21 protein-coding genes are annotated in these 23,565 nt (G+C 72.8%); 14 read left to right on the forward strand and 7 right to left on the reverse strand.

The genetic code is table 11. The features are described 5' to 3' along the window. Nucleotides 1-698: 698 nt before the first annotated feature. A complete protein-coding gene (locus tag B4N89_RS28305; protein WP_078978603.1) occupies nucleotides 699-1,784 on the reverse strand; it encodes a DUF3866 family protein in 1,086 nt (361 codons plus the stop codon). A gap of 127 nt (nucleotides 1,785-1,911) precedes the next feature. Here B4N89_RS28305 and B4N89_RS28310 point away from each other — a divergent pair, with 127 nt between their 5' ends. From B4N89_RS28310 to B4N89_RS28350, 9 genes are all read left to right on the forward strand, one after another. Then, complete coding sequence (locus B4N89_RS28310; RefSeq protein WP_078978604.1) at nucleotides 1,912-2,895, forward strand: helix-turn-helix transcriptional regulator; 984 nt, start codon at nucleotides 1,912-1,914, stop codon at nucleotides 2,893-2,895. After that, nucleotides 2,892-3,857 (forward strand): helix-turn-helix transcriptional regulator, encoded by a 966-nt coding sequence (locus B4N89_RS28315; RefSeq protein WP_078978605.1) that lies wholly within the window; start codon nucleotides 2,892-2,894, stop codon nucleotides 3,855-3,857. The genes B4N89_RS28310 and B4N89_RS28315 overlap by 4 nt, the downstream gene beginning before the upstream one ends. Before the next feature lie 119 nt (nucleotides 3,858-3,976). Then, complete coding sequence (locus tag B4N89_RS28320) at nucleotides 3,977-4,180, forward strand: hypothetical protein (RefSeq protein ID WP_078978606.1); 204 nt, start codon at nucleotides 3,977-3,979, stop codon at nucleotides 4,178-4,180. A 33-nt stretch (nucleotides 4,181-4,213) separates the two neighbouring features. After that, a complete protein-coding gene (locus B4N89_RS28325; RefSeq protein ID WP_078978607.1) occupies nucleotides 4,214-4,441 on the forward strand; it encodes a hypothetical protein in 228 nt (75 codons plus the stop codon). Between the two features lie 129 nt (nucleotides 4,442-4,570). Then, nucleotides 4,571-4,852 carry a Sec-independent protein translocase subunit TatA gene (tatA, locus tag B4N89_RS28330; RefSeq protein ID WP_078978608.1) on the forward strand — a complete coding sequence of 94 codons (282 nt, stop codon included), beginning with the start codon at nucleotides 4,571-4,573 and terminating at the stop codon, nucleotides 4,850-4,852. A 34-nt stretch (nucleotides 4,853-4,886) separates the two neighbouring features. Continuing rightward, nucleotides 4,887-5,837 carry a twin-arginine translocase subunit TatC gene (gene tatC, locus B4N89_RS28335; protein WP_235618826.1) on the forward strand — a complete coding sequence of 317 codons (951 nt, stop codon included), beginning with the start codon at nucleotides 4,887-4,889 and terminating at the stop codon, nucleotides 5,835-5,837. Nucleotides 5,838-5,862: 25 nt separating this feature from the next. Further along, nucleotides 5,863-6,750, forward strand: coding sequence for a YegS/Rv2252/BmrU family lipid kinase (locus B4N89_RS28340; protein ID WP_078978610.1), 888 nt, complete (start codon nucleotides 5,863-5,865; stop codon nucleotides 6,748-6,750). Between the two features lie 143 nt (nucleotides 6,751-6,893). Further along, entirely contained in the window at nucleotides 6,894-9,665 is a 2,772-nt protein-coding gene (locus tag B4N89_RS28345) for a DEAD/DEAH box helicase (protein WP_101897200.1), read from the forward strand. Between the two features lie 122 nt (nucleotides 9,666-9,787). Further along, on the forward strand, nucleotides 9,788-11,212 hold the full coding sequence (locus tag B4N89_RS28350) for an amidase (RefSeq protein WP_201260922.1): 1,425 nt from the start codon (nucleotides 9,788-9,790) through the stop codon (nucleotides 11,210-11,212). Between the two features lie 39 nt (nucleotides 11,213-11,251). On the opposite strand, the gene B4N89_RS28355 is transcribed toward B4N89_RS28350, so the two are convergent. The 5 genes from B4N89_RS28355 to B4N89_RS28375 all read right to left on the reverse strand — a co-directional run bounded on the left by B4N89_RS28355 (nucleotide 11,252) and on the right by B4N89_RS28375 (nucleotide 16,960). Further along, a complete protein-coding gene (locus B4N89_RS28355) occupies nucleotides 11,252-13,000 on the reverse strand; it encodes an RNA polymerase sigma factor (RefSeq protein WP_143658117.1) in 1,749 nt (582 codons plus the stop codon). Between the two features lie 243 nt (nucleotides 13,001-13,243). Next, entirely contained in the window at nucleotides 13,244-13,972 is a 729-nt protein-coding gene (locus B4N89_RS28360) for a hypothetical protein (RefSeq protein WP_078978613.1), read from the reverse strand. A 154-nt stretch (nucleotides 13,973-14,126) separates the two neighbouring features. Continuing rightward, nucleotides 14,127-15,068, reverse strand: a complete 942-nt coding sequence (locus B4N89_RS28365) for a 5'-3' exonuclease (protein WP_078978614.1) — start codon at nucleotides 15,066-15,068, stop codon at nucleotides 14,127-14,129. Nucleotides 15,069-15,137: 69 nt separating this feature from the next. Beyond that, nucleotides 15,138-15,512: an STAS domain-containing protein gene (locus B4N89_RS28370; RefSeq protein ID WP_020552020.1), complete on the reverse strand. Its 375-nt coding sequence runs from the start codon at nucleotides 15,510-15,512 to the stop codon at nucleotides 15,138-15,140. A gap of 206 nt (nucleotides 15,513-15,718) precedes the next feature. Continuing rightward, nucleotides 15,719-16,960, reverse strand: a complete 1,242-nt coding sequence (locus B4N89_RS28375; RefSeq protein ID WP_078978615.1) for an amino acid deaminase/aldolase — start codon at nucleotides 16,958-16,960, stop codon at nucleotides 15,719-15,721. A 148-nt stretch (nucleotides 16,961-17,108) separates the two neighbouring features. On the opposite strand from B4N89_RS28375, the gene B4N89_RS28380 reads away from it, so the two are divergent. Both B4N89_RS28380 and B4N89_RS28385 read left to right on the forward strand, forming a co-directional pair. After that, on the forward strand, nucleotides 17,109-18,632 hold the full coding sequence (locus B4N89_RS28380; RefSeq protein ID WP_078978616.1) for a carboxyl transferase domain-containing protein: 1,524 nt from the start codon (nucleotides 17,109-17,111) through the stop codon (nucleotides 18,630-18,632). 1,374 nt (nucleotides 18,633-20,006) lie between these two features. Beyond that, nucleotides 20,007-20,744, forward strand: coding sequence for an SseB family protein (locus B4N89_RS28385; RefSeq protein ID WP_235618827.1), 738 nt, complete (start codon nucleotides 20,007-20,009; stop codon nucleotides 20,742-20,744). A gap of 507 nt (nucleotides 20,745-21,251) precedes the next feature. Here B4N89_RS28385 and B4N89_RS28390 read toward each other — a convergent pair. After that, the gene (locus B4N89_RS28390; RefSeq protein ID WP_078978618.1) at nucleotides 21,252-21,620 is read right to left on the reverse strand and encodes a DUF1844 domain-containing protein; all 369 of its coding nucleotides are present in this window, start codon (nucleotides 21,618-21,620) and stop codon (nucleotides 21,252-21,254) included. Between the two features lie 375 nt (nucleotides 21,621-21,995). Between B4N89_RS28390 and infC the strand changes: the two genes are divergently transcribed. The 3 genes from infC to rplT all read left to right on the forward strand — a co-directional run bounded on the left by infC (nucleotide 21,996) and on the right by rplT (nucleotide 23,493). Further along, the gene (gene infC, locus B4N89_RS28395) at nucleotides 21,996-22,691 is read left to right on the forward strand and encodes a translation initiation factor IF-3 (protein WP_078978619.1); all 696 of its coding nucleotides are present in this window, start codon (nucleotides 21,996-21,998) and stop codon (nucleotides 22,689-22,691) included. Nucleotides 22,692-22,785: 94 nt separating this feature from the next. Next, the gene (rpmI, locus tag B4N89_RS28400; protein WP_078978620.1) at nucleotides 22,786-22,980 is read left to right on the forward strand and encodes a 50S ribosomal protein L35; all 195 of its coding nucleotides are present in this window, start codon (nucleotides 22,786-22,788) and stop codon (nucleotides 22,978-22,980) included. Nucleotides 22,981-23,100: 120 nt separating this feature from the next. Then, nucleotides 23,101-23,493 (forward strand): 50S ribosomal protein L20, encoded by a 393-nt coding sequence (rplT, locus tag B4N89_RS28405; RefSeq protein WP_020552013.1) that lies wholly within the window; start codon nucleotides 23,101-23,103, stop codon nucleotides 23,491-23,493. The last annotated feature ends 72 nt before the right edge of the window (nucleotides 23,494-23,565 follow it).

Genomic DNA, 23,565 nt, shown 5'->3' on the forward strand with positions numbered 1-23,565 from the left:
GTTCCCGGCCGCCCCTGCGGGTCCTCATGCGCCGGACGGGCTGGGGGGCTGGCGGTTCGTGGCACCGGTCAGGCCGGGTGTCGGCCGGCCTGCCGGTCCTCAAGCGCCGGACGGGCTGTATGTGCGGTTGGGCTGGTGTGCGTGGCCGTGGGCTGTGCCGGCTGCCCCTGCTGGACCAGGCCGGTGTCGGCCGGCCTGCGGCCTGCTGTCCTCAAGCGCCGGACGGGCTGTATGTGCGGTTGGGCTGGTGTGCGTGGCCGTGGGCCGTGCCGGCTGTCCTTGCTGGACCGGGTCGGGTGTCGGCCGGCCTGCGGCCTGCTGTCCTCAAACGCCGGACGGGCTGTATGTGCGGTTGGGCTGGTTGTGCCCGGCGAGCTGTATGTGCCCGTTGGGCTGGGTGTGTGCGGCAGGCGGGCTGTGCCGGTCTCTTGCGGGTTGGACCGGGTCGGGTGTTGGCCGGCCTGCGGCCTGCTGTCCTCAAGCGCCGGACGGGCTGGATGTGCCCGGGCGGGCGGTATGTGCCGGTTGGGCCCGGCGGGCTGTGTGCCGGGCGGGTTGCATGTGCCGGTTGGGCTGAGTGCGTGCGGCAGGTGGGCTGTGTTGGGGTCTTCGCAGGGTGGACCGGGTCGGGTGTTGGCCGGCCTGTGGCCTGCTGTGCTCGAACGCCGGACGGGCTGGATGTGCCCGGGTGGGGTGGGTCAGGTGGGGAGGTGGGTTGCGGCCCAGTGGCCGGCTGCTGCTGCGGCCAGGAAGTAGGCGTGGTCGGCTTCCAGGGGGCGGCCCATGGTGGACAGGCGGGCCGGGCTTGATTGGAGGGCTTCGTTCAGGCCCTCGGTGGGTTCGATGTGGATTCGGTGGCGGGCGCGGAGGGGGGCGATGTCGGTCGCCACCCGCGTGGCCAGGGGCTCGGGCAGGGCCGGGACGATCACGTCCGCCGCGGCCAGGGCGACTCGGCCGTATGCGGTGAGACTGTGGTGCGAGACGCCGCGGTGGCGTTCGCGGCCGTCGGCGTCGGAGATGCGCAGTGACGCGACCGGGCGGCCGCCGAGGGTGGCGATCGCGTTGATCGCCTCACCCGCCGCGACCCCGGAGAAGCCCCACCGGGTGCCGGTGCCCAGGTTGCCCGGGCCCTGCGCGACGATCGCCACGTCGGCGCGTTCGACATGGCGCGCGGCCAGCAGGCCGGTGTGCAGGGTGACCGCCTCCAGGTCGCCGCCCAGCGCCTGGCCGACGGTGATCGAGGCGGCCAGCCATCCGTGCGTGCGCAGCGTGTCGACGGTCATCGAGAACCACAGCGGCAGTGTGCCGCCGTCGGTCATCACGTACACCACCCGCGCGTCCGGTCGCGCGGCGCGGATCCCGGCGCAGATCGCGGGCAGCGCCGAGTGCAGGTCGGCGACCACCACCGGCATGCCGTCGAGCGAGTCGGCCGCGCTCAGCGCGGCGTGGTGCGGCGAGTCCTGCTCGTCGACGCCGAGCACCACCGCCTGCATCGGGGTGTAGCGGGCCTTGACCACGTGCCCGGGCCCGGCCGGCGGGTCCGCGGGCAGCCGCTCGGGCAGCGCCACCACCAGCGCGTAGCCGCCGGTGCCCAGGCCCATGTCCTGCGCGGTGGTGTTGAGCAGCACCGCGTCGCCGACCTCGGGGGTGCCGGTCAGGTGCGGGTAGGCGATCGCGCGCACCACGCGGGCGGGCTCCGGTTCGGGCACCGCCACCGTCACCTCCACGGCCCCGCGCCAGGCCCGTCGGATCGCCGTCACTTCGCCGCGTCGCCAGGTGATCACGGTCCGGGAGCCTAACGGCGCCGGCCTGCGGCGGGCGAACTCGGGGGGCAGATCGGCGGGCGGGACCACCCCGCGCGCCGAACGCGGTACGGTCGGGGCTGCGCCGTGTGGGAGGGACTGGGATCTGATGGCGATTCCGAAGCAGGAGCGGTTGGTGAGTCTGGTCATGTGCCTGCTCGCCGCCCGTCGCTACGTCACCAAGGAAGAGTTGCGGCAGTCGATCGAGTCGTATCGGCTGTGCACGTCCGACGAGGCCTTCGACCGCATGTTCGAGCGGGACAAGGACGACGTACGCGAACTCGGCTTCATCGTCGAGACCGGTGCCAACGACCCGCTGATCGAGTCGGCCGACGGCTACCGCATCCGTCCCGAGGCGAACACGCTGCCCCCGGTGGAGCTGGACCCGGAGGAGGCCGCCGCCCTCGCCCTGGCCGCCGGCGCCTGGCAGCAGTCCGCGCTGGCCGGCGCAGCCACCGGCGCGCTGTACAAGCTCAAGGCCGCCGGCGTGGAGATCGACTCGGCCCCGCTGACCAGCGTCGAGCCCAGGGTCACCGCCCGCGAACCGGCGTTCGGCCCGCTCCTGGACGCGCTGCGCACCCGCCGGCCGATCCAGTTCGGCTACCGCCGCTCGGGCGCCGCGGAGGTCACCGCGCGCGTGGTCGAGCCGTGGGGGATGAGCTGCTGGCGCGGCCGCTGGTACCTGGTGGGCTTTGCCCGGGACCGGGGCGAGCAGCGGGTGTTCCGGCTGGACCGGATCGCCGACAAGCCCAAGCCGAAGCCGTTGAAGGAGCCGTTCTCGGCCGAGGTGCCGGCGAAGGTGGACGTGCGCGCCCAGGTCGCCCGCTTCGCCGGCGAGGGCGGCGAGGGCATCGCCCGGATCCGGGTGCGTACCGGCGCGGGGTTCCCGCTGCGGGCGCGCGCTAGCGCGGTGCGTCCGGCCGGCGAGGGCTGGGACGAGTTGGAGCTGAGTCACGGACACGGACTGCACCACTGGCTCGCCGAGTTCGGCCCCGACGTGGTCGTGCTCGAGCCGCCCCACCTGCGCGACGCCGTGGTCGCGCAACTGCGCGAGGCCGCCGGAACGGCGACGGGACAGGTGAAGGTCGGATGAGCAACGCGATCGACGACACCCGACGGCTGCTGTCCCTGGTGGCCTACCTGCGCGAGCGCCCGGGCACCCAACTCGACGACGTGGCGCGCGCCTTCGGCCTGCCGGTGAGCCAGGTCGAGGCGGATCTGGGCACCCTGCACATGTGCGGCACCAGCTTCATGGCCGACGACCTCCTGGAGCCGCACGTCGACTTCGAGGGCCGGGTCTTCCTGGACAACGCCGACGCCCCGGTGCGCCCGGTGCGCCTGGCCCCGCACGAGGCGTTGGCGCTGCTGGTGGCGCTGCGCGCGCTGGCCGGGCTGTCCGGGCTGCGTGAGCGGGACAAGGTCGCGCTCGGCCGGGTGACCGCCAAGCTGGAGGACGCGGCCGGCGAGGCGGCGCGCGCCGCCGAGGGGGTGACCGTCGAGTTCGAGGGCGACGACGCGGCCCAGGAGTCGGCGTTCGCCACGATGGACCGCGCGGTGAGCGAGAAGCGCCGGTTGCGGCTGCGCTACTACGTGCCGCGCCGGGACGAGATCACCGAGCGCGAGGTGGACCCGATCCGCCTGGTCCTGGTCGACGGACACACCTACCTGGTGGCGTGGTGTCGCCAGGCCGAGGGGCGCCGGTTGTTCCGCCTCGACCGGGTCGCCGAGGCGGTGCTGCTGGACGAGGCGTCCGAGCCGCAGCCGATCGAACCGCTCGACCTGGCCGACGGCTTCGCGCCGACCGCCGCCGACGGCATCGAGGTGGTGCTCGAACTCGGGCCCGGCGGACGCTGGGTCACCGAGTACTACCGCTACGACAAGGTCGAGGAGTTGGCCGACGGCGGTCTGCGCCTGACCCTGCGCACGCCCGACCCCGCCGGGATCCGCCGGCTGGCGCTGCGTCTGGGCGGACACGGCAGGGTGATCTCCCCGCCGGAGCTGGTCGACGATGTACGACGCACCGCGTCGGCCGCGCTCGCGGCCTACGCGGAATAGACCGAGCGGCCGGGTCCGGGGGCGACTGTCCAAAAACGGCACACGCCCCCGGATCCGGCCCGCCGGCACCTCCCGGTACCACCGACGACAACCTTCCCGACCTTGCGAGGAGGCCCACGGTGTCGACGTTCACGGCGCGCTGCCCGGTATGCGGACGGGTGGAGCTGACGGCGGATCAGCTACGGCTGGTGCTGCGACCGAACAAGTCCTTCTATCTCTTCCGCTGCCCCACCTGCGCGGACTCGGTGCGCCGCCCGGCCGGTGAGCGCATCGTCGAACTGCTCACCGACGGCGGGGTGTCGTCCATGCAGGTGGCACGCTGAAGCGGGGCCTCCGCGGGCTGTTAGGGTCGCCGCATGTTGCCGTGGGTCCTGCTCTTCCTCGTGCTCGTGCTCGTCGGACTCGGCGTCCTCGCCTGGTTCGCCGTGCGGTTGTTCGGTGACGTACGCCGATTGGGCAAAACGGTCGCGGACGCCGCCGACCGGTTGTCCGTGGCGGCGGCCGAACTCGACGAGGCGGGCCGCCCCGCGGCGCGAGACGACGTCGTACCGCACGCGCGGTCCGCGTCCGCGCACCGGCACTGATTCGCCCGCGTGACCCCTGGGGGTTACGCCCGGTGCAGTTGTTCGCCACCATTGCGTTGCACGTGCGTCATCCGCACCGGCGTACGATCGAACCCGTAACCCCCCGGCCCCGGCAATGAGGTACTGACTATGTTTGGCAAGCTCGGTTGGCCCGAGATCATCCTGATCCTGGTTGTCGTCGTGCTGTTGTTCGGCGCCAAGCGTCTGCCGGACACGGCGCGGGCGCTGGGTCGCTCGCTGCGCATCCTCAAGAGCGAGACCAAGGCGATGAAGGAGGACGGGGCGGCCGAGGCCCCCGCGTCCGACAAGAGCGCCAAGACCACCGAGGCGCCGCCGCGCACCATCTCGGCCGCTCCGGGCGATGTGAACGAGGCGCGGCCGGTCGGCGAGCCCGACCACAACCGTCGCTGAGTCCGTACGCGCCCTATAGGAGTCGGCCCTCAAGGTGCTTGACAAGGCAGGGCGCGGACGACAGTCCGGCCCGAAACAAAAGAAGATCAAGGACGCCGAGGGGCGCATGCCCCTGATGGAGCACTTGCGCGAGTTGCGCAATCGCCTCGTCAAGGCGCTCCTGGCCATCATCGTCGTGACCATCGTCGCCGCGTTCTTCTACGAGGACATCGGCCGCTTCCTGGTCCATCCCGTCTGCGATCTCAAGGACGTCAAGGGCACGGGCGTCACCAAGTGTGGCCAGGGCGTCCTGGTCCAGCAGGGCGTGCTCTCGCCGTTCTCGATGGCCTTGAAGATCTCGTTGGCCACCGGCATCATCGCGGCCTCACCGATCTGGCTCTACCAGATGTGGGCCTTCCTGGCGCCGGGGCTGCACAAGCACGAGAAGAAGTACTCGCTGGCCTTCGTCGGCGTGGGTGTCCCGCTCTTCCTGGGCGGCGCCTACTTCTCGTACTGGATCCTGCCGCACGCCCTGCAGGTGCTCCTCGACTTCACCCTCGCGGACGCCAGCAACCAGATCCAGTTGGACGACTACCTCAACTTCGTCATCCGCATGGTCGTGGTCTTCGGCATCGCCTGTGAGCTGCCGCTCGTGCTGATCATGCTGAACATCGGCGGGGTCGTCACCGCGAAGCAACTCGCGAGCTGGTGGCGCTGGGTGGTGATGGGCATCTTCGTCTTCGGCGCGGTGGCCACCCCCACCACGGACCCGCTGACGATGATCCTGCTGTCCATCCCGATCACGATCCTGTACGGGATCGCGCTGATCGTGGCCTGGATCAACGACCGCCGACGCGGCAAACGGCGCGAGGAAGTGCTCGGCGCCGACCTCGACGACGACGAGGCGTCGGTCCTGGACACCTCGGTACGCCCCGTCGAGCGTCCGAGCGCGGTCGGGGACGACTCGGGCCCCGGTTCCGCCACCAGGGTGGACGACATCACCTGAGTCCGGTGGGCTACTCTCGCGCCTTGTGTCTCGGGAGATCGCAATATTCGTCAACCCCACCGCGGGCCGCGGGCGCGGCCTGAAGGCCGCGTCGATCGCCGCCGACCTGCTGCGCGACCGGGGGCTGACGCCGCACCAGGTGTCGGCTCCCGGTGTCGCGGAGGGCATCGCCCGGCTGCGTGCGGTGGTGCGCACGGGTGTGGACGCGGTGGTCGCGGTCGGCGGCGACGGCACGGTCGCGGCCGCGCTGCAGGCGGTCGCCGGCACGCCGACGCCGCTGGGCGTGATACCGATCGGCTCCGGCAACGACTTCGCCCGCGCGCTGGATGTGCCGCTGGGCGACGTGGCCGCGGCGGCCCGCGTGGTGGCGGATCGGCACATCCGCCCGGTGGACCTGGGCCGGGTCGGCGAGCGCTGGTTCGGCACGATCCTGTGCACCGGCTTCGACTCGCGGGTCAACGAGCGGGCCAACCGGATGACCTGGGCGGGCGGGCGGACCCGCTACAACGCGGCGCTGCTGGGCGAGTTGGGCGCGCTGAAGGCGATCGACTACGAGCTGGAACTGGACGGCAAGCCGTTCCGGGTCGAGGCCACGCTGATCGCGGTCGGCAACGGTCGCTCCTACGGCGGCGGCATGCGGATGTGCCCGGGCGCCGATCTCGCCGACGGGCTGTTCGACATAACGGTGGTGGCCGCGTGTGGGCGGGCCGAACTGTTGCGGGTGTTCCCCAAGGTCTACGGCGGGCGGCACGTGAGCCATCCCCTGGTCACCGTGCACCGGGCCGCCACCGTGTCACTGACCGCGCGCGGGCTCAGCGGCTGGGCCGACGGAGAGCGCCTGGGCGCGCTGCCGCTGACCGCGGACTGCGTACCGGCCGCGGTGCGGGCGCTGGTTCCGGCTCCGGCCGGGTGAGCCGGGCCCCGAACGCGGCGGGGTCGACCCGGCGGGGGCGGATCGTACGGGTGTGCCTCGGTCGATCGTTCGACCCGGCGGTCGGCAAGATCGAAAAAAGGTGATCACAGTCGTCGGTCGCGGCCGGTAGTCTGCTTGACGAGATGCCTCTCGATCCCGCACGCGGCACGGACCGCGATACCCAGATGTCCCCGGCCGAGCACTACGCGGCCGCCCGGCGCCGTGCCGCCGACGAACGCACGAGTCTGCACGCGTTCCGCGAGCAGTACCCCTTCGGCCTCGACGGCTTCCAGGTCGAGGCCTGCCGCGCCCTGGAGGCCGGCAAGGGGGTCCTGGTCGCCGCGCCCACCGGTTCGGGCAAGACCGTGGTCGGCGAGTTCGCCGTGCACCTGGCCCTCGAACAGGGCCGCAAGTGCTTCTACACCACGCCGATCAAGGCGCTGTCGAACCAGAAGTTCGCCGACTTCCAAAAGCTCTACGGCGCGGCCAACGTGGGCCTGCTCACCGGCGACAACTCGGTCAACGCCGACGCCCCGGTGATCGTGATGACCACCGAGGTCCTGCGCAACATGCTCTACGCGTCCTCGAACGCGCTCGCGGGCCTGGGCTACGTGGTCATGGACGAGGTGCACTACCTCTCCGACCGCTTCCGCGGCGCGGTGTGGGAAGAGGTGATCATCCACCTCCCCGAATCGGTCACCCTGGTCTCGCTCTCGGCGACGGTCAGCAACGCCGAGGAGTTCGGCGACTGGCTGGGCACCGTGCGCGGCGACACCGAGGTCGTGGTCTCCGAGCACCGCCCGGTGCCGCTGTGGCAGCACGTGATCGCGGGCAACCGCACCTACGACCTGTTCACCGACGAGAACCACACCGAGGTCAACCCCGAGCTGGTGCGCCTGGGGCGGATGGAGAGCGAGCGGGCCGGTCGCCCGCAGGACCGCTACCGGCGCAACCGCGGCCAGGAGACCCGGCCGGTGCGCAGCCGGATCTGGACGCCCAGCCGCGCCGAGGTGATCGACCGGCTCGACGCCGAGGGCCTGCTGCCGGCGATCACCTTCATCTTCAGCCGCAAGGGCTGCGAGGCCGCGGTCCAGCAGTGCCTGCACGCGGGTCTGCGGCTCAACGGCGACGCGGAGCGGGCCGAGGTGCGCACGATCGTCGAGGCGCGCACCACCGGCATCCCCGACGAGGACCGGCACGTCCTGGGCTACCACTCCTGGCTCGACGCGCTCCAGCGCGGCATCGCCGCACACCACGCGGGCATGTTGCCGACCTTCAAGGAGGTCGTCGAGGAGTTGTTCGTCAAGGGCCTGGTCAAGGCGGTCTTCGCGACCGAGACGCTGGCCCTGGGGATCAACATGCCCGCCCGTTCGGTGGTGCTGGAGAAGCTGGTCAAGTGGAACGGCGAGACGCACGCCGACCTGACGGCGGGCGAGTACACCCAGCTCACCGGCCGCGCCGGGCGACGCGGCATCGACATCGAGGGCCACGCGGTGGTGCTGTGGCACCAGGGCTTCGACGCGGCCCACCTGGCCGGCCTGGCGGGCACCCGCACGTATCCGCTGCGGTCCTCCTTCAAGCCGTCCTACAACATGGCGGTCAACCTGGTCGGCCAGGTCGGCCGGCACCGCTCGCGCGAGCTGTTGGAGACCTCGTTCGCGCAGTTCCAGGCGGACCGCTCGGTGGTCGGGCTGACCCGCCAGGTGCAGCGCAACGAGGAGGGCCTGGCCGGCTACCGCGAGGCGATGACCTGCCACCTCGGCGACTTCGCCGAATACGGGAGCCTGCGGCGCGCGCTCAAGGACCGCGAGAGCGAACTGGCCCGCGAGGGCGCCGTCCAGCGCCGGGCCGCGGCCGCCGCGTCGCTGGAGAAGCTCAAGTCGGGCGACATCATCATGGTGCCCACCGGCAAGTACGCGGGCCTGGCCGTGATCCTGGACCCCGGCACCGACCAGGGCCCGGAGGGGCCGCGCCCGTTCGTGCTCACCGTGGACCGCCAGGTCCGCCGGCTGGCCGGGATCGACTTCCCCGTGCCGGTCGAGGCGATCGACCGGCTGCGCATCCCGCGGTCGTTCAACGCGCGCAATCCGCAGTCCCGCCGCGACCTGGCATCCTCGCTGCGCACCAAGGCCGGCCACGTGGACCACCCCCGGGGGCGCAAGCAGCGCTCGCCGGCCGCCGACGACGCCGAGTTGGCCCGGCTGCGCCAAGCGATCCGGCAGCACCCGTGCCACGGCTGCGACGACCGCGAGGAGCACGCGCGCTGGGCCGAGCGCTACCACCGCCTGCTGCGGGACACGCAGGTGATCGAGAGCCGGATGAAGGGCCGCACGCACACCATCGCGCGCACCTTCGACCGGGTCTGCGCGATGCTCACCGACCTGGGCTACCTGGCGGGCGACACGGTCACCGAGGACGGGCGCCGACTGGCCCGGATCTACGCCGAGTTGGACCTGCTGACCGCGGAGTGCCTGCGCGAGGGCCTGTGGGAGGAGCTGTCCCCGGCGGAGCTGGCCGCGTGCGCGTCCGCGCTGGTGTACGAGTCGCGTCAGCCCGACGACGCGATGTCGCCGAAGGTGCCGGCCGGGACGACGACGTCGGCGCTGGTCGACATGGTCCGGCTGTGGGGCCACCTCGACGCGCTGGAGGGGCAGCACCACCTCGACTTCCTGCGCGAGCCGGACCTGGGCTTCGCCTGGACCGCGTACTCGTGGGCATCGGGGATGAGCCTGGACGCGGTTCTCGGCGACGCCGACCTGCCGGCCGGCGACTTCGTCCGCTGGATCAAGCAACTGGTCGACGTACTCGGCCAGATCGCCGCAGCGGCGCCCGACGACAGCAAGGTCGGCGGCACCGCCCGCAAGGCGATCGAGGGGCTGCGCCGCGGCGTGGTCGCCTACTCCTCGGTCGGCTGAGCGGGCGGCGCCCCGCCGCGACGCGCCGGATTGTGCCGATCCGCCGAGCGGCCACACGCCGGGTCGGTACGGTCGCGTACGGTGCGGGACGAACGTGTTCCCCCAGCCCAGGAGGTCCCACCGTGCGGATCGACGAGTATCAGTCCCATGACGCCACCGGACTCGCGGGCCTGATCGCCCGCGGGGAGGTGACCGCGGACGAGGTGCTCGACGTCGCCTTCGCCGCGATCAAGGAACGCGAACCCGCCCTGGGCGCGGTGGTCGCGCTGTGCGAGGAACAGGCCCGCTCCGCCGTCGCGGGCCTGTTGCCCGGTGTGCTGGCCGGGGTGCCGTACCTGATCAAGGACCTCGAGTGCGACGTGGCCGGCACGCCCACCACCAACGGCTCGCGCCTGTTCGCGGGCGCGCCGGCGAAGCGGGACAGCACCCTGGTCACCCGGTTGCGGGTGGCGGGCGTATTGATCGTGGGCAAGTCCAACACCCCCGAGTTCGGCCTGGGCACCACCACCGAGTCGGGCCTGTTCGGTCCCGCGCACAACCCCTGGCGGCTCGATCACAGCGCCGGCGGCTCCAGCGGCGGCTCGGCGGCGGCGGTCGCGGCGGGCATGGTGCCGGTCGCGCACGCCACCGACGGGGGCGGCTCGATCCGGATCCCGGCCTCGTGCTGCGGGCTGTTCGGCCTCAAGCCGAGCCGGGGCCGGGTCACCGCCGGGCCCGACCGCGGCGAGTCGTGGGCCGGGCTCTCGGTGGCGCACGCGGTCACCCGCACGGTCCGCGACAGCGCGACGCTGCTCGATGTCACCGGCACTCCGGAGCCGGGCGACCCCTACCACGCGCCGCAGCCCGTGGGCCCGTACGCCGCCGAGGTGGGCACGGACCCGGGGCGGTTGCGGATCGGGCTGATCCTGAACCCCGTGGACGCCGACGTGCTCGTGGACGGCGAGTGCACCCGGGCCGCGCAGGAGGCGGCGGCGCTGTGCGAGGCGCTGGGGCACGACGTGGAGCCGGTCGAGTGGCCGGACACGCTGACCCGGCCCGGCGAGGTGATCGCGCCGATCAGCGCCGCGCACATGGCGCGCATGGTGGACCTGCGACTGGCCGAGGTGGGGCGCGAGTTGCGGCCCGGCGATCTGGACGCGGCCACCGAGTTGATCGTGGAGAAGGGCCGGCGGCTGACACTGGCGCGCTACCTGGCCGCGGTGGACACGATGCACACCATCGGGCGGGCGGTGACCCGGCTGACCGGGCGCTTCGACGTGCTGCTCACCCCGACGATGGCGGTGGTGCCGCCGAAGTTGGGCGAGTTGGACCCCAACCGCGATCCGCGGGCCGCGCTGGCGGGGATGCGCGGGATGGCGGCGTTCACCGGTTTGTTCAACGTCACCGGGCAGCCGGCCATGTCGGTGCCGCTGGGCAACACGGCCGACGGGATGCCGGTGGGCGTGCAGTTCGCGGGCCGCTACGGCGACGAGACCACGCTGCTGCGCCTTGCCGGACAGTTGGAGGCGGCGGCGCCGTGGGCGGGTACGGCGCGCGCCCCGCGTTAGCGGTTGCCCGTCGGCGGGCGCCGGCTCGGGGCGCGCGGCTCAGCGTCGGCACAGGGTGTAGTGCGAGCCGTTCCTGCCCTTGATCTCGGTGCACTCGGCGGTGGAGCCGGCCGGCATCAGCGGCGCGGCCAGGGCACTGGGCACGGTGATGGTCGGGTTCTCGCACCACTTGCCGCCGCCGTTGTCGCACCGGAAGCCGACCTTGTCGTCGTCGGCCCGGAACTCCTTGTTGTTCGCCACCAGTGTCGGGCCGGAGCGGGTGGGCTTGACGGTCGGCGCGGGCCGGGTCGGCGGGCGGGTCGTGGGCGCCGGGCGCGGCGAGGCGGCCGGCGGGGTCGGCGCGGGTGACTCCACCTCGGCCGGCTCGGGCGGCTCGGGTTGTGGGGGCGGGGTCTCGGCGGCGGGGGGCGGGGCCGGTGGCAGTGGGGCCGGTGCGGAGGCGGCGACCGGCGGGGACGGGTGCTTCGGCTTGGGCTTGTCGGTGTCCACCAGGGCGAACGCGGCGACCGCGACGGCGACCACCACCCCGCCCGCGATCAGCGTCGAGCGGCCGGCCGTCTGCCCGCCCTGCGTCGCGCCCTTGACCGCGGCGGTGCCCACGCCCGCCCCCGCCGCCGCGCCGCCGGCCGCGGCGGCGCCCGCGGCCACGCCGCTCGCGACGCCGCCCGCGCCGGTGGCCCCGACGGCCAGGCCGAGTCCGCCGGCCACCGCCGCCCCCGCCGCGGCGGCGCCGGCGGCCGCCGCGGTACCGCTGAGGAAGATCGGCGCGGTGATGCCGATCAGGGCGAGTGCGATCGGCCCGTACCGGTCGCGCACGTCGGCCATCTCCGCGTAGGTGTCGTGACACCTGCTGCACTTCTTCAGGTGCGCGTCGATGGTCTCCCGGCGTCGCTCCGAGTCCATGCGGTTGCGCAGGTGCCGGCCGTAGTGCCGGGTGAACTTCCGGCACTTCTCGTCGTCGACACCGCCGGTGGCGAACGCCACGAAGTAGTTGTCCTTGAGTTCCTGGCGGGCCCGCTCCAGGATCTTGCGCACGTTGTCCGGGTTCTCGCCGACCAACGGGGCGACCTGGACGGCCTGTTCGCCCTCGATGTCCACGTGCCACAACACCGTCCGGGAGCGCTCGGGCAACTCCTGGAACGCCTGGTACGCCAGTCGCGTGTCGTCGGCCCTCACCAGGGGATCCTGGTTCTCGCACGCCGATTCGAACAGGGCGAAGTCCTCGGTGAGCCATTCGCGCCGGTTGTTCCTGGTCCAGCTGATCGCCAGGTGGCGCACGGTGGTGAGCAGGTAGGCCCGGAACGCCTCCCGGGGGCCGCGGCCCGCCCGCAGCGCCTCGAGGGTGGCCGCGAACGCGTCGGCGCACAGGTCGTCGGCGGCCTCGGGGGTGCGGGTGCAGGTGCGGGCGAAGGCGCGCACCGAGCGCACGTGCCGCTGGTAGAGCAGGCCGTAGGCGTTGGCGTCGCCGGCGCGCACCCGGTCGGCCAACTCCAGGTCCGAGGGCCCCTCGAACACGGGTACGGCCTCGTCGTCCGGTGGACGCCAAGGGGCGTCGCCGCCCGATGCGGGCGTGAAGGGGTCGGCCGCTGCGGCGTGGGCCGACCCGGGCTGGGCCGGTTCGGCTGCGGCCGGCTCGGCGGGCCCGAGGTCGCCGTCGTACGCCCGAGGGTGATGCACGCCGCGCTGGCCGGGGACGAAGGGGGCGCCTGCTCCGGTCGCCTCCGCGGCACCGCCGCCCGCGTCGGCGCCGCTGGGGTCCGGGGTCGCCGAGTCGTCCTCGCGTGCCACCGTTTGCCCCCTTGTGCCCTTGCCGTGCCCGATCGTTCGCACAGCATCGTGACCATCCGGCCACGGTCTGTCCAGAAGCGGCGACCCTCGGCAAGACACCCGGAGTGCGCTCCGGCGCAGGTGGTGCGGTACGGGCGCGGATGGTCGAGGTCCGCGCCCGTACCGACGGTGGAACCGCACCCGGGGTGACGCTGCGTCGTTCGGGTGACGAACGGAGATACGAAGAGGTGGTTCGTCACGGTGCTATCGCCCCGTCGGGCCCGGCGTGGTGGTCAGGCGCACGCTCGACCTGGGGATCCTCGGCGCGCCGCCGGGCGCTCCGCCGGGGCCGTCCAGCGGGTCGACGGGGGCGCGGCACAACCGGTCGAGCCGGTCCGGCAGTTCCGGGTCGTCGCCGTCGAGCAGCGCCATCAGTCGGCCGGGCGGCACCGCGTAGGCGAGGTCGCCCAGGGCCCGCTCCAGGTGGCGGGCGGTGAGCAGCAGGTGGCGCAGGTGTCCCCACAGCAGCGACTCGGGCACCTCCAGGCGCACCACGACGATGCGCACGTGTTCGCCGGCGGCGGTGCGTTCGACGAGGCGCTGCTGGAGGAGGGCGGCCGAGGGGAGTTCGGTGATCGGGTCGGTGCCGGGGGGCAGGGTGCCGGGCGGGTTGGCCCGGGCGCGGGTGCTCAGATAGGCCTGGACGAGTGGGCCGGGGGCGCTGTGCGCGAGGCCGCACAGGAACAGCGCGTCCAGTTCGGCCAGAGCCACGTCCAGCGGGATCTCGGCGGCGGCCCGGTCCCGGGCCAGGGCCAGGCACGCGGCGTGGGCCTCGCCGCCGCGCACGAAGGCGTCCAGGCACTGCTCGACGGCGTCGCTGTGCCAGGCGACCCGGGCGGGCCAACCGGCCCGCAGGGTCACCCGCTGCCACTCGCCTCGGAGCCAGTCGCGGTCGGGTTGGGCGGTGATCGGGGTGTCACACTCGGTACGCATGGCGGTCTAGAGGAGCCTTTGCGACGAACGTGACAAAGTTCGCCGAAGATTTCTCGAATGTGGCCCAGGTCACATTCATGCCCGCGCGCCCGGCGCGTTGCGGAGCGACCCTTTCGAGTGGCCGGCCGCCGTCCTTACGTGGAGATTCCGGGCATCACCGGCGGGCGGCGAGCACGTCGAGCAACCGGTGCACCGGACCGGTGAGGCCCCACTGCCGCCGCAACGTGTCCAGCGCCCGCGGATCGGCCGGTTCGGTGGGCAGCGGCCGGTCCCACTCGGCCGCCGGCGGCAGCGGGACGTCGCGCACCACGCGCACCACACCGGGCGCCACGTCGAGGTAGTCGCTCGCCTCGACGATCCGCGCCCGCCGGGCCGGAGTGAGCCTGGCCCGGGGGTCGGCCGCCGCCCGGCGCACCCCCGCCAGGTCGCCGTATTCGACGATCAACTGGGCGGCGGTCTTGTCCCCGATGCCCTTGACCCCCGGCAGCCCGTCGCTGGCGTCGCCGCGCAGCGTGGCGAAGTCGGCGTAGGCCGAGGCGGGTACGCCGTAGCGGGCCAGCACCGCCGCCTCGTCGATCACCTCGTGCGCGGCCACGCCCTTGACCGTGTAGAGCACCCGGACCGAGCGCGCGTCGTCGACGAGTTGGAACAGGTCCCGGTCGCCGGTGACGATGTCCACCGCCGTCGGCGCGCGGGTGGCCAGCGTGGCGATCACGTCGTCGGCCTCGAAGCCCGCGACCCCCACGCGCGGAATGCCCAGCGCGTCCAACGCCTGCTCGATCACCGGCACCTGCGGAGCGAGCGTGTCCGGGATCTCCTCCTCGTCGGGACCGGCCTCCTCGGCGACTCGATGCGCCTTGTAGGAGGGGATCGCGTCGACCCGGAACTGCGGCCGCCAGTCGGCGTCCATGCACGCGACCAGCCGGGTCGGCTCACGGTCCTCGACCAGGCGGGTGATGAAGTCGAGCAGGCCGCGCACGGCGTTGACGGGCGTGCCGTCGGGGGCCTTGACGGATTCCGGGACGCCGAAGTAGGCGCGGAAGTACAGGGACGCGGTGTCGAGGAGCATCAGACGTTCGGTCACGAGCCCGATCATGCCGCACCGGACCGACGCGGAACCCGATCCGCGCGCGTCGCGCGAGCCCGCCGCCCTCCGGCGCCGCCGTCAGTCGGCGAACTCGTCCAGGACTTCCTGAAGGGTGTCACGCACCCCCAGGACGTCGATCAGACCGGTCATCCGCAACGTCGCCCGCACGTTGCGGTCGGGCGCGGCAAGCCGCAACTCGCCGGAGAACGCGTGCATCGACTTGAACGCGTCTATCAGCACCCCCAGGCCGACCGAGTCGCAGAAGTTCAGCCCGGTGGCGTCCACCACCACCCGGCGACACCCGCCGTCGATCAACTCGATCAGGGTGCGGTGCAACAACGGGGCATTGTGCAGGTCCAGTTCGCCGGCCAGGTGGACGACCGCACAACCGCGCCAGATCGTCACCCCGGTGACGGGATGTTCCTGCCCGAGGGTGCCCAAGCGCGCGATCATGGCTGCGACCTTTCACCGGCCGGACGTACCGCCGCGCCGATACGGCGCCGGCAATGGGCATTGTGGGCCATCCGGCGTGGTGCCGGACAGCCCCTCAACGGGTCGTTTTTTGCGCGGTGCGCCGAACGGGTGGGTCTTGTCCGGGTAACGGCAGGTCGGTTCGGGTGCCGACGGCCGCGTCGGCCCCGGCCTTTCCGTTCCCCGGCCTACAGGAACGTGTGGCCCTCGCCCCGATACGTGGGCACCGTACGCACCACCCGGTCGCCCTCGACCAGATGCAGCGCGTCGAAACGTTCGCACAACTCGCCCGCCTTCGCGTGCCGGAACCACACCGAGTCGCCGATCCGCAGATCGTCGGCCGCAGCGCCGCGCAGCGGGGTCTGCACCTCGCCCGCGGCCTCCTGCGCGTGGTAGGTCAGGCCCGCGGGCAGATACGGCTGGGGCAGCCGGTCGGGCGCGGGCACGCCGGACGCGGGGTAGCCGCCGCCGAGCACGGTCACGCAGCCGTGGCCGGGGCGGCGCACCACCGGCAGGGCGAACAGCGCGGCGGGTCGGCCCCGGAAGGCGGTGTAGTGGTCGAACAGGCGCGGCTGGAACAGCCCGGATCCCGCCGCGACCTCGGTGATCGAGGTCTCCGCCACGGTGCGCTCCACGCTGCCGGTACCGCCGCCGTTGACGAACTCCAGCGGCGCGACCGCCCGTACCGCGCGCACGATGTCCGCCCGGCGTCGGCTCAGTTCGGCGCCCGCACGCGCCTGCATCGCCCGCACGACCCGGCCGTAGAGCGCGCGGCCCTCGGGCGCGTCGCCGACACCCGCGATGTGCGCCTCGTAGGCCATCAGGCCGACCAGCCGAAAACCCGGCCGCCGCCCGACCGCCTCGGCGACCGCGGCCACCTGCTCCGGGGTGCGCAGCGGCGAGCGGTGCGCGCCGATGTGCACCCGGCCGCCGAGCAGTTGCCAGGAGGTGTCGATGTCCAGGCACACCCGCACCTCGGCCCGGGGCCGCACGTCGGCGAGCGCGCGCTCGATCAGGTCCAACTGCGCCGGGTCGTCGATCATGACCGTCACCCGCGCGGCGGCCTCCGCGTCGGCGGCCAGCCGGCGATACGCCGCGCGGTCCACGGAGGGGTAGGCCACCAGGATGTCGGTGACGCCCTCGGCCGCCAGCCACAGCCCCTCGGGCAGGGTGAAGGCCATCACGCCGCGGTAGCCGTCCAGGGCCAGCACCTCGCGCAGCAGCGGCAGGCAGCGCACCGACTTGCTGGCCACCCGCACCGGCGTGCCCGCCGCCCGGCGCACCAGGTCTGCGGCGTTGGCCCGGAAGGCGTCCAGGTCGACGATCGCGAGGGGGGCGTCCAGGTGCGCGGTGGCCCGGTCGTAGCGGGACCGGTCGGCGCTCGCGGTCGGAGCGGGAGCGGACACGGGGGGCGCGGCGGCGGAGACCATTGCCGCAGCCTGCCAGATCGCCGTACCGATCGGTAGCACTCGCCGGTAGGACTTCCGCGGGTGGGGCCGGTGGGCTCGTCGGCGGCCCGTGCCCGCCTGCGGCCGAGTCGCGCCGAACCGTGCGGTGACGGTGCGTTAGCTTGATCGCATGAGTTCCCCCGAGCGTGTGCGGGCGCTCGACCTGATCGACCGCGTCCTGGACCCGGGCAGCTTCCGGGCCTGGAACGACCCGCTGCCGACGCTCGCCGCCCCGGACCCGGACTACGCGGCCGAACTGGCGGCGGCCCGCGAGCGCACCGGCCTGGACGAGGCGCTGGTCACCGGCGAGGGCCGGATCCACGCACGCCGGGTCGCGGTGGTGGCCTGCGAGTTCGACTTCCTGGCCGGCTCGATCGGCGTCGCGGGAGCGGAACGGCTCACCCTCGCGGTCGAGCGCGCCACCGCCGAGGGCCTGCCGCTGGTCGCCTCGCCCACCTCGGGCGGCACCCGCATGCAGGAGGGCACCGTCGCGTTCCTGCAAATGGTCAAGATCTCCGCGGCGGTGGCCGCGCACCGCGCCGCGGGCCTGCCGTACCTGGTCTACCTGCGCCACCCCACCACGGGCGGCGTGTTCGCGTCCTGGGGCTCGCTCGGCCACGTCACCGCCGCCCAGCCCGGCGCGCTGATCGGCTTCCTCGGGCCGCGCGTGTACCAGGCCCTGCACGATCGCGCGTTCCCCGGCGGGGTCCAGGTCGCGGAGAACCTGTACGAGCACGGGCTGATCGACGCGGTGGTGCCGCCGGAGGAGCTGCGCCGGGTGGCGATCCGGGTCCTCGACGTGCTCGGCCCCGACACCGCGCCGCCCGCGCCGCCGGGACCGACCGCCGAGGTCTCCGCCGAGCCGCTGCCCGACGTGCCGGCCTGGACGTCGGTGCGGCGCTCGCGCGATCCGCGCCGCCCGGGCCTGCGCACGCTGCTGCGACACGGCGCGCGCTCGGTCACCCCGCTGCGCGGGACGGGGGAGGGGGAGAGCGAACCGGCGCTGCGGCTGGCGCTGGCCCGATTCGGGGTCGAGGGCGGCCCCGGCGCGCCGTGCGTGGTGCTGGGCCAGGACCGCACCCGGCAGAGCGAACACGGCCCGTTCGGCCCGGCGGGGCTGCGCCAGGCCCGGCGCGGCATGCGGCTCGCGGCCGAGTTGGGACTGCCGCTGGTGACCGTGGTGGACACCGCCGGGGCGGCGCTGTCCCCGGAGGCGGAGGAGGGCGGCTTGGCCGGCGAGATCGCCCGGTGCCTGGCCGAACTGGTTCTGCTGCCCGCGCCGACCGTATGCCTCCTGCTCGGCCAAGGCTCCGGCGGCGGCGCCCTCGCGCTGCTGCCCGCCGACCGGGTCGTCTGCGCCCAACACGGCTGGCTGTCGCCGCTGCCCCCCGAGGGCGCGTCGGCGATCCTGTACCGCACGACGGATCGCGCCGCCGAGATCGCCGGCCGCCAGGGCATCCGAGCCGCCGACCTGCACCACAACGCCATCGTCGACCGCGTGGTCCCCGAACACCCGGACGCGGCCACCGAACCCGTGGCCTTCATCCACCGAATCGCCGAAGCCCTCCGCGAGGAACTCGACACGTTGCGAACCATGGATCCCGCGACCCGCTTGGCGAGGAGGCGATCGCGCTACCGAAGATTGGGCCTGTGACCACGGGGGCGGGGGACCCCGGTCACAGACGCCCACCCGACGTGGCATTCCGGAACGCGAGCGGGGATCAGGCCGCGAGCGAAGCAGCGTGTCGGGTGCGAGCGAAGCAGCGTGTCAGGGTCGTGGCGCAGCAAGGCGGAGAATCGGGGTCGTGTCGGCGGCGGTGCTTTTTGTTGGGCGCTTCGCGCCGGCTCGCGAGGGACCACTTTTCTGCTCCCCCGCTTCGCTCCTCCGCAGAAAAGCGGCCCCTCGCTCGGGGTCGGCTGTCCCTCCGCTTCGCTCCGGGCCATCCGACCCACAAAACCGCGGCTCCGCCGCTCTCCGCGCTTCGCGCGTCGATCGCGTGGGCGGCCCGGGTCGTGGGCGCTGACGCGCCATGGGGGTGAGGGGTGGGGAGGCCAGGTTCGCGAGGCGGCGCGGGTCCCACGCCGCCTGGTCACCGTCGCGATGTGGGCCTTGCCCGGTGACCCGAGTCGTTGGTGTATCCCGTCGGCGCGTCAGCGCCCACGACCCTGGTCGAGGTGGTGATCGACGCGCGCAGCGCGGAGAGCGGCGGAGCCGCCGTTTGTTTTTTTGGGCTGGGCGACCCGGAGCGAAGCGGAGGGGCGCACAGCCGCGAGCGGGGTGCCGCTTTTCTGCGGAGGAGCGAAGCGGGGGAGCAGAAAAGCGGTGCCTCGCGAGCCGGCGCGAAGCGCCCAACAAAAAGCACCGCTGCGGGACACGACTTTGGCCGCTAGGGCGGCTTGTGCCGCGAGCCTGGTTGCTTCGTTCGCCTGCGCCGCCCTCCAGGCTCCGCGCCTTGCTCGCCCCGCGACTCCGGCCGGCCCCCGGTGGCCTCCGGGGCGCGGTCGGGACGGTTGTGCAGCGGTTTCTCCTCCGCTTCGCTCCGTCGGGCGCGGAGGCGCGGGACGCCGCCGCTGCGGCGGCGCCTCGGGGTACCGGCTCCGCTCCGCTCCACCGAGGCACCTTCGTCCGCCCGCCCAGCCCCCGACGTCCAGGTTGCCTCGTGCCGTTGGTGTGTCGAACCCAGCCGCAGGGCAACTGGGTGACTCTGGATTCACTCGAATGGATGAGCGTGGTGGGAGTCCCCAACGGCAAATCCCGCCGGATCTACGCTGAACGCGGTTCGGGATCCGGGCCGGTATCAGCCCGACCCGTCCGAGCACGGGCCAGGACGGGCCGGCTCGGCCCGGCGCCTCGTCCGGCCTTCCGGGGCCGTGGCGGCTCGATCGCGCCGTCGCGGGTCGGGTGCGGGGCGGGCGAGCCGGACCTCGGTAGGGGGGTCGCGGGTCGGCAAGTGGTCGCCGACCCGCGATGCTCCCGGGGCCGGTCCGGGGTGGTGGCGGCGGTCGGTCGGTGGCCTACAGTCGACGGGTGGATTTCAGCGGCAAGAGCATTCCCGACACCGGATTCCCCGACGACGACGGCAGCGCCCACCCCGCGCTGGCACGGGCGCTGGCGGCGCCGGAGGTGGACGACGAGGCGGTCTCCCGAGCCCTGTGCGAGGCGCGACTGCTGGTCCCGGTGGTGGCGATCCTGACCGAGGAGGAGGACGTCGCGCCGGGGGAGTTGCGGCGGGAGAAGTCCAGCGACATGGCGGTGCCCACGATCCAGGGCCCGGACGGGCGCCGGGCGCTGCCGGCGTTCACCTCGGTCGCGGCGCTGGCGCGGTGGCGGGCGGACGCCCGGCCGATCCCGGTCGAGGCCGCGCGTGCCGCGCACGCCGCGTACGCGGAGGAGGCGGACACGCTGTTGCTCGACCTGGCCGGGCCGTATCCGTACGAGGTGTCGGGCAGTCGGCTGCGGGCGGTGGCGGAGGGGCGGGCGCATCTGGCTCCGCACCGGGACCCGGAGGTGCTGGGCGCGGTGCGGGAGGCGGTGCACTCCGAGCGTGCGGTGTCGGCGGTGTACCTGACCGAGGGCGGCGGCAACGATCTGACGCTGAGCCTGGTGGCGGCGGCGTCACCGATCGAGGTGACGGAGGCCGCGCGGCGGATCGTGGGGCGGTTGGCCGAGGACGACGTGGTCCGGGCCCGGCTGGATCGTGGGCTCGACCTGGCGATGTTGCCGCCGGGCGCTTCGCTGGAGGCGGAGCCGCTCTTCTCGCGATAAACGCGACCGGGGTCGTCCTCAAGCGCCGGACGGGCTGAGTGGGTCCGCTCGGTTTCGTGGCGCTTTGCCGGCGCTCACTCGCCCGATGGGCCGTGGGCCGGTTGGGCTCCGGGCCGGGCTGCGCCCCGCTTGTCCTCAAGCGCCGGACGGGCTGAGGGGGTTTGCTCGGCCTGAATGGATCTGCGCGGTCCGCGGTTCGTGGTGCTTTGCGGGTGCTCATTCGCCGGGTGGGCCGGTTGGGCTCCGGGCCGGGCTGCGCCCTGCTTGTCCTCAAGCGCCGGACGGGCTGAGGGGGTTTGCTCGGCCTGAATGGATCTGCGCGGTCCGCGGTTCGTGGTGCTTTGCGGGTGCTCATTCGCCGGGTGGGCCGGTTGGGCTCCGGGTCGGGCTGCGCCCTGCTTGTCCTCAAGCGTCGGATGGGCTTTGGTCTGTTCGGCCGAAGTGTCAGATGGGCTGAGGGGGTTGTTTGCTTGGGTGCCGGGCCGGGGGGGGCGGCCCGGCTTTGGGTTAGTGGACTGGGCCGGTGAGTTTTTCGCCTGGGCCCTTTCCTGGGGCGTCCGGGTATGTGGAGGCTTCGCGGAAGGCCGACTGGAGGGTTTTGAGGCCGTCGCGCAGGGGGGCCGCGTGGTAGGAGCCGACCTCCGGGGCCGCGGCGGTGACCAGGCCCGCCAGAGCGGTGATCAGTTTGCGGGCCTCGTCGAGGTCCTTGTGCGCCTCGCCGTCCTCGGCCAGGCCCAGTTTGACCGCCGCCGCGCTCATCAGGTGGACGGACAGCGTGGTGATGACCTCGACGGCCGGCACGTCCGCGATGTCGCGGGTCATGACGTCGACGTCGTCGGCCGGGCCGGGTGCAATATGGGGGGCGCTCTCGCTCATGGGGACCAGTCTCGGCCATGCCCCCGAATCGGGGAACAACGGGGCCCTTCGGCATGTTCGAGCCAGTGGTAGAGTGGTGTATCGACCGACCGGGCATCTGCATGCCCGGCCTGCAAGCGGAGGCTCCGTCTCCCACCCGATCGACCTCACGGACGACGGGTACCGGTCCGGTGCGACGCACATTCGTGTGCGTCCGTTCCACGTTCGCCGCCCTCCGGGCGGCTTCGTCAGCCGGTGGTGGAGCCTCGCATGCAACCGTGCGAGGCTTTTTCGCGTTGCCTGGATGGCTGCGCGCGGAACCTGGCTCGGGGGGAAGTAACACCGAGACACATGTGACCGCTTCGCCCGCGGTCGCTTCAGGTATGAGGAGGCCCCATCAGCGCCGAGCCCCGCATCAACGACCGGATTCGCGTCCCCGAGGTGCGACTCGTTGGTCCTGGCGGCGAGCAGGTCGGAATCGTCCCGCTGGCCAAGGCCATGGAACTTGCCCAGGAGTACGACCTCGACCTCGTAGAGGTCGCGGCCAACGCCCGGCCGCCGGTCTGCAAGCTCATGGACTACGGCAAGTTCAAGTACGAGTCGGCCATGAAGGCCCGTGAGGCGCGCAAGAACCAGGCGCACACGGTCATCAAGGAGATGAAGCTCCGGCCGAAGATCGACCCGCACGACTACGACACCAAGAAGGGTCACGTCGAGCGGTTCCTGAAGCAGGGCGACAAGGTCAAGATCACGATCATGTTCCGTGGTCGCGAGCAGTCCCGGCCCGAACTGGGCTACCGACTGCTGCAGCGTCTCGCGACGGACGTCCAGGAGCTCGGGTTCATCGAATCGAACCCGAAGCAGGACGGCCGCAACATGATCATGGTTCTCGGCCCGCACAAGAAGAAGACCGAGGCCATGGCCGAGGCTCGCGAGGCCCAGGCGGCGCGCAAGGACGCGCGTCGGGTGGCCGTCGAGTCCGGGGACGAACGCCCCGACGAGTCGGAAGCCGGCAGGGCCGAGGCCGCCGCTCAGGTCGCCGAAGCCCCCGTCGAGTCCGACGCGGAGTCGAAGGCCGAAGAGCAGGTCTGACCCGGAACGGGTCGCCCCGCGCCGATTTGCACACACACCTGTGCCTGCCCGGTGGTACCGGGCGGGCACGGCACGACGAGGAGACTGCGGCGACATGCCGAAGAACAAGACCCACAGCGGTGCCAGCAAGCGCTTTCGTATCACCGGCTCCGGCAAGGTGCTGCGCCAGCGTGCGGGTCGCCGTCACCTTCTCGAACACAAGCCCTCGACCCTGACCCGGCGCCTCGCCGGCGTCGTCGAGGTGGCCCCGGCCGACGCCAAGAAGATCAAGAAGCTGCTCAAGAAGTAGTAGTAGGCAGCAGTCGTCGCACCGGCTGACGAGAACCCACCGGTCGGCGACAGGCGACGGTCCCAGACTTACCCGGGCCGCGGTCGACACACCGCGGTCTGACATCAAGGAGTTCATCAAGTGGCACGCGTCAAGCGGTCGGTCAACGCCCACAAGAAGCGCCGCGTCATCCTCGAGCGGGCGTCCGGCTACCGCGGCCAGCGGTCCCGTCTGTACAGGAAGGCCAAGGAGCAGGTCACCCACTCCATGGTCTACAACTACAACGACCGCAAGAAGCGGAAGGGGGACTTCCGTCAGCTGTGGATCCAGCGCATCAACGCCGCTGCCCGCCTGAACGGGATGACCTACAACCGCTTCGTGCAGGGCCTCAAGGCCGCCGGTGTGGAGATCGACCGCAAGATGCTCGCCGAGCTCGCGGTCAACGACGCCCCGGCGTTCGCCGCCCTCGTCGAGGTAGCGCAGAAGGCCCTCCCGGCCGACGTCAACGCGAAGAAGGAAGACGCCGCGGCCTGATCGTCGACCCACGTCGTCGATGTCGCAGCACTTCCCAGGCCGTTGCAGGTCGAGAGCAGAGAACGGTAACGC

It is taken from the genome of Embleya scabrispora (assembly GCF_002024165.1).
Taxonomy (GTDB): Bacteria; Actinomycetota; Actinomycetes; order Streptomycetales; family Streptomycetaceae; genus Embleya; species Embleya scabrispora_A.

What these genes read in the sequence shown, in the direction of transcription:
- B4N89_RS28310 (WP_078978604.1), top strand. Translation starts at nt 1,912, where the DNA reads ATGGCGATTCCGAAGCAGGAGCGGTTGGTGAGTCTGGTCATGTGCCTG.
- B4N89_RS28315 (WP_078978605.1), top strand. Translation starts at nt 2,892, where the DNA reads ATGAGCAACGCGATCGACGACACCCGACGGCTGCTGTCCCTGGTGGCC.
- B4N89_RS28325 (WP_078978607.1), top strand. Translation starts at nt 4,214, where the DNA reads ATGTTGCCGTGGGTCCTGCTCTTCCTCGTGCTCGTGCTCGTCGGACTC.
- tatA (WP_078978608.1), top strand. Translation starts at nt 4,571, where the DNA reads ATGTTTGGCAAGCTCGGTTGGCCCGAGATCATCCTGATCCTGGTTGTC.
- B4N89_RS28345 (WP_101897200.1), top strand. Translation starts at nt 6,894, where the DNA reads ATGCCTCTCGATCCCGCACGCGGCACGGACCGCGATACCCAGATGTCC.
- B4N89_RS28360 (WP_078978613.1), bottom strand. Translation starts at nt 13,972, where the DNA reads ATGCGTACCGAGTGTGACACCCCGATCACCGCCCAACCCGACCGCGAC.
- B4N89_RS28365 (WP_078978614.1), bottom strand. Translation starts at nt 15,068, where the DNA reads ATGATCGGGCTCGTGACCGAACGTCTGATGCTCCTCGACACCGCGTCC.
- B4N89_RS28370 (WP_020552020.1), bottom strand. Translation starts at nt 15,512, where the DNA reads ATGATCGCGCGCTTGGGCACCCTCGGGCAGGAACATCCCGTCACCGGG.
- B4N89_RS28375 (WP_078978615.1), bottom strand. Translation starts at nt 16,960, where the DNA reads ATGGTCTCCGCCGCCGCGCCCCCCGTGTCCGCTCCCGCTCCGACCGCG.
- B4N89_RS28380 (WP_078978616.1), top strand. Translation starts at nt 17,109, where the DNA reads ATGAGTTCCCCCGAGCGTGTGCGGGCGCTCGACCTGATCGACCGCGTC.
- B4N89_RS28390 (WP_078978618.1), bottom strand. Translation starts at nt 21,620, where the DNA reads ATGAGCGAGAGCGCCCCCCATATTGCACCCGGCCCGGCCGACGACGTC.
- rpmI (WP_078978620.1), top strand. Translation starts at nt 22,786, where the DNA reads ATGCCGAAGAACAAGACCCACAGCGGTGCCAGCAAGCGCTTTCGTATC.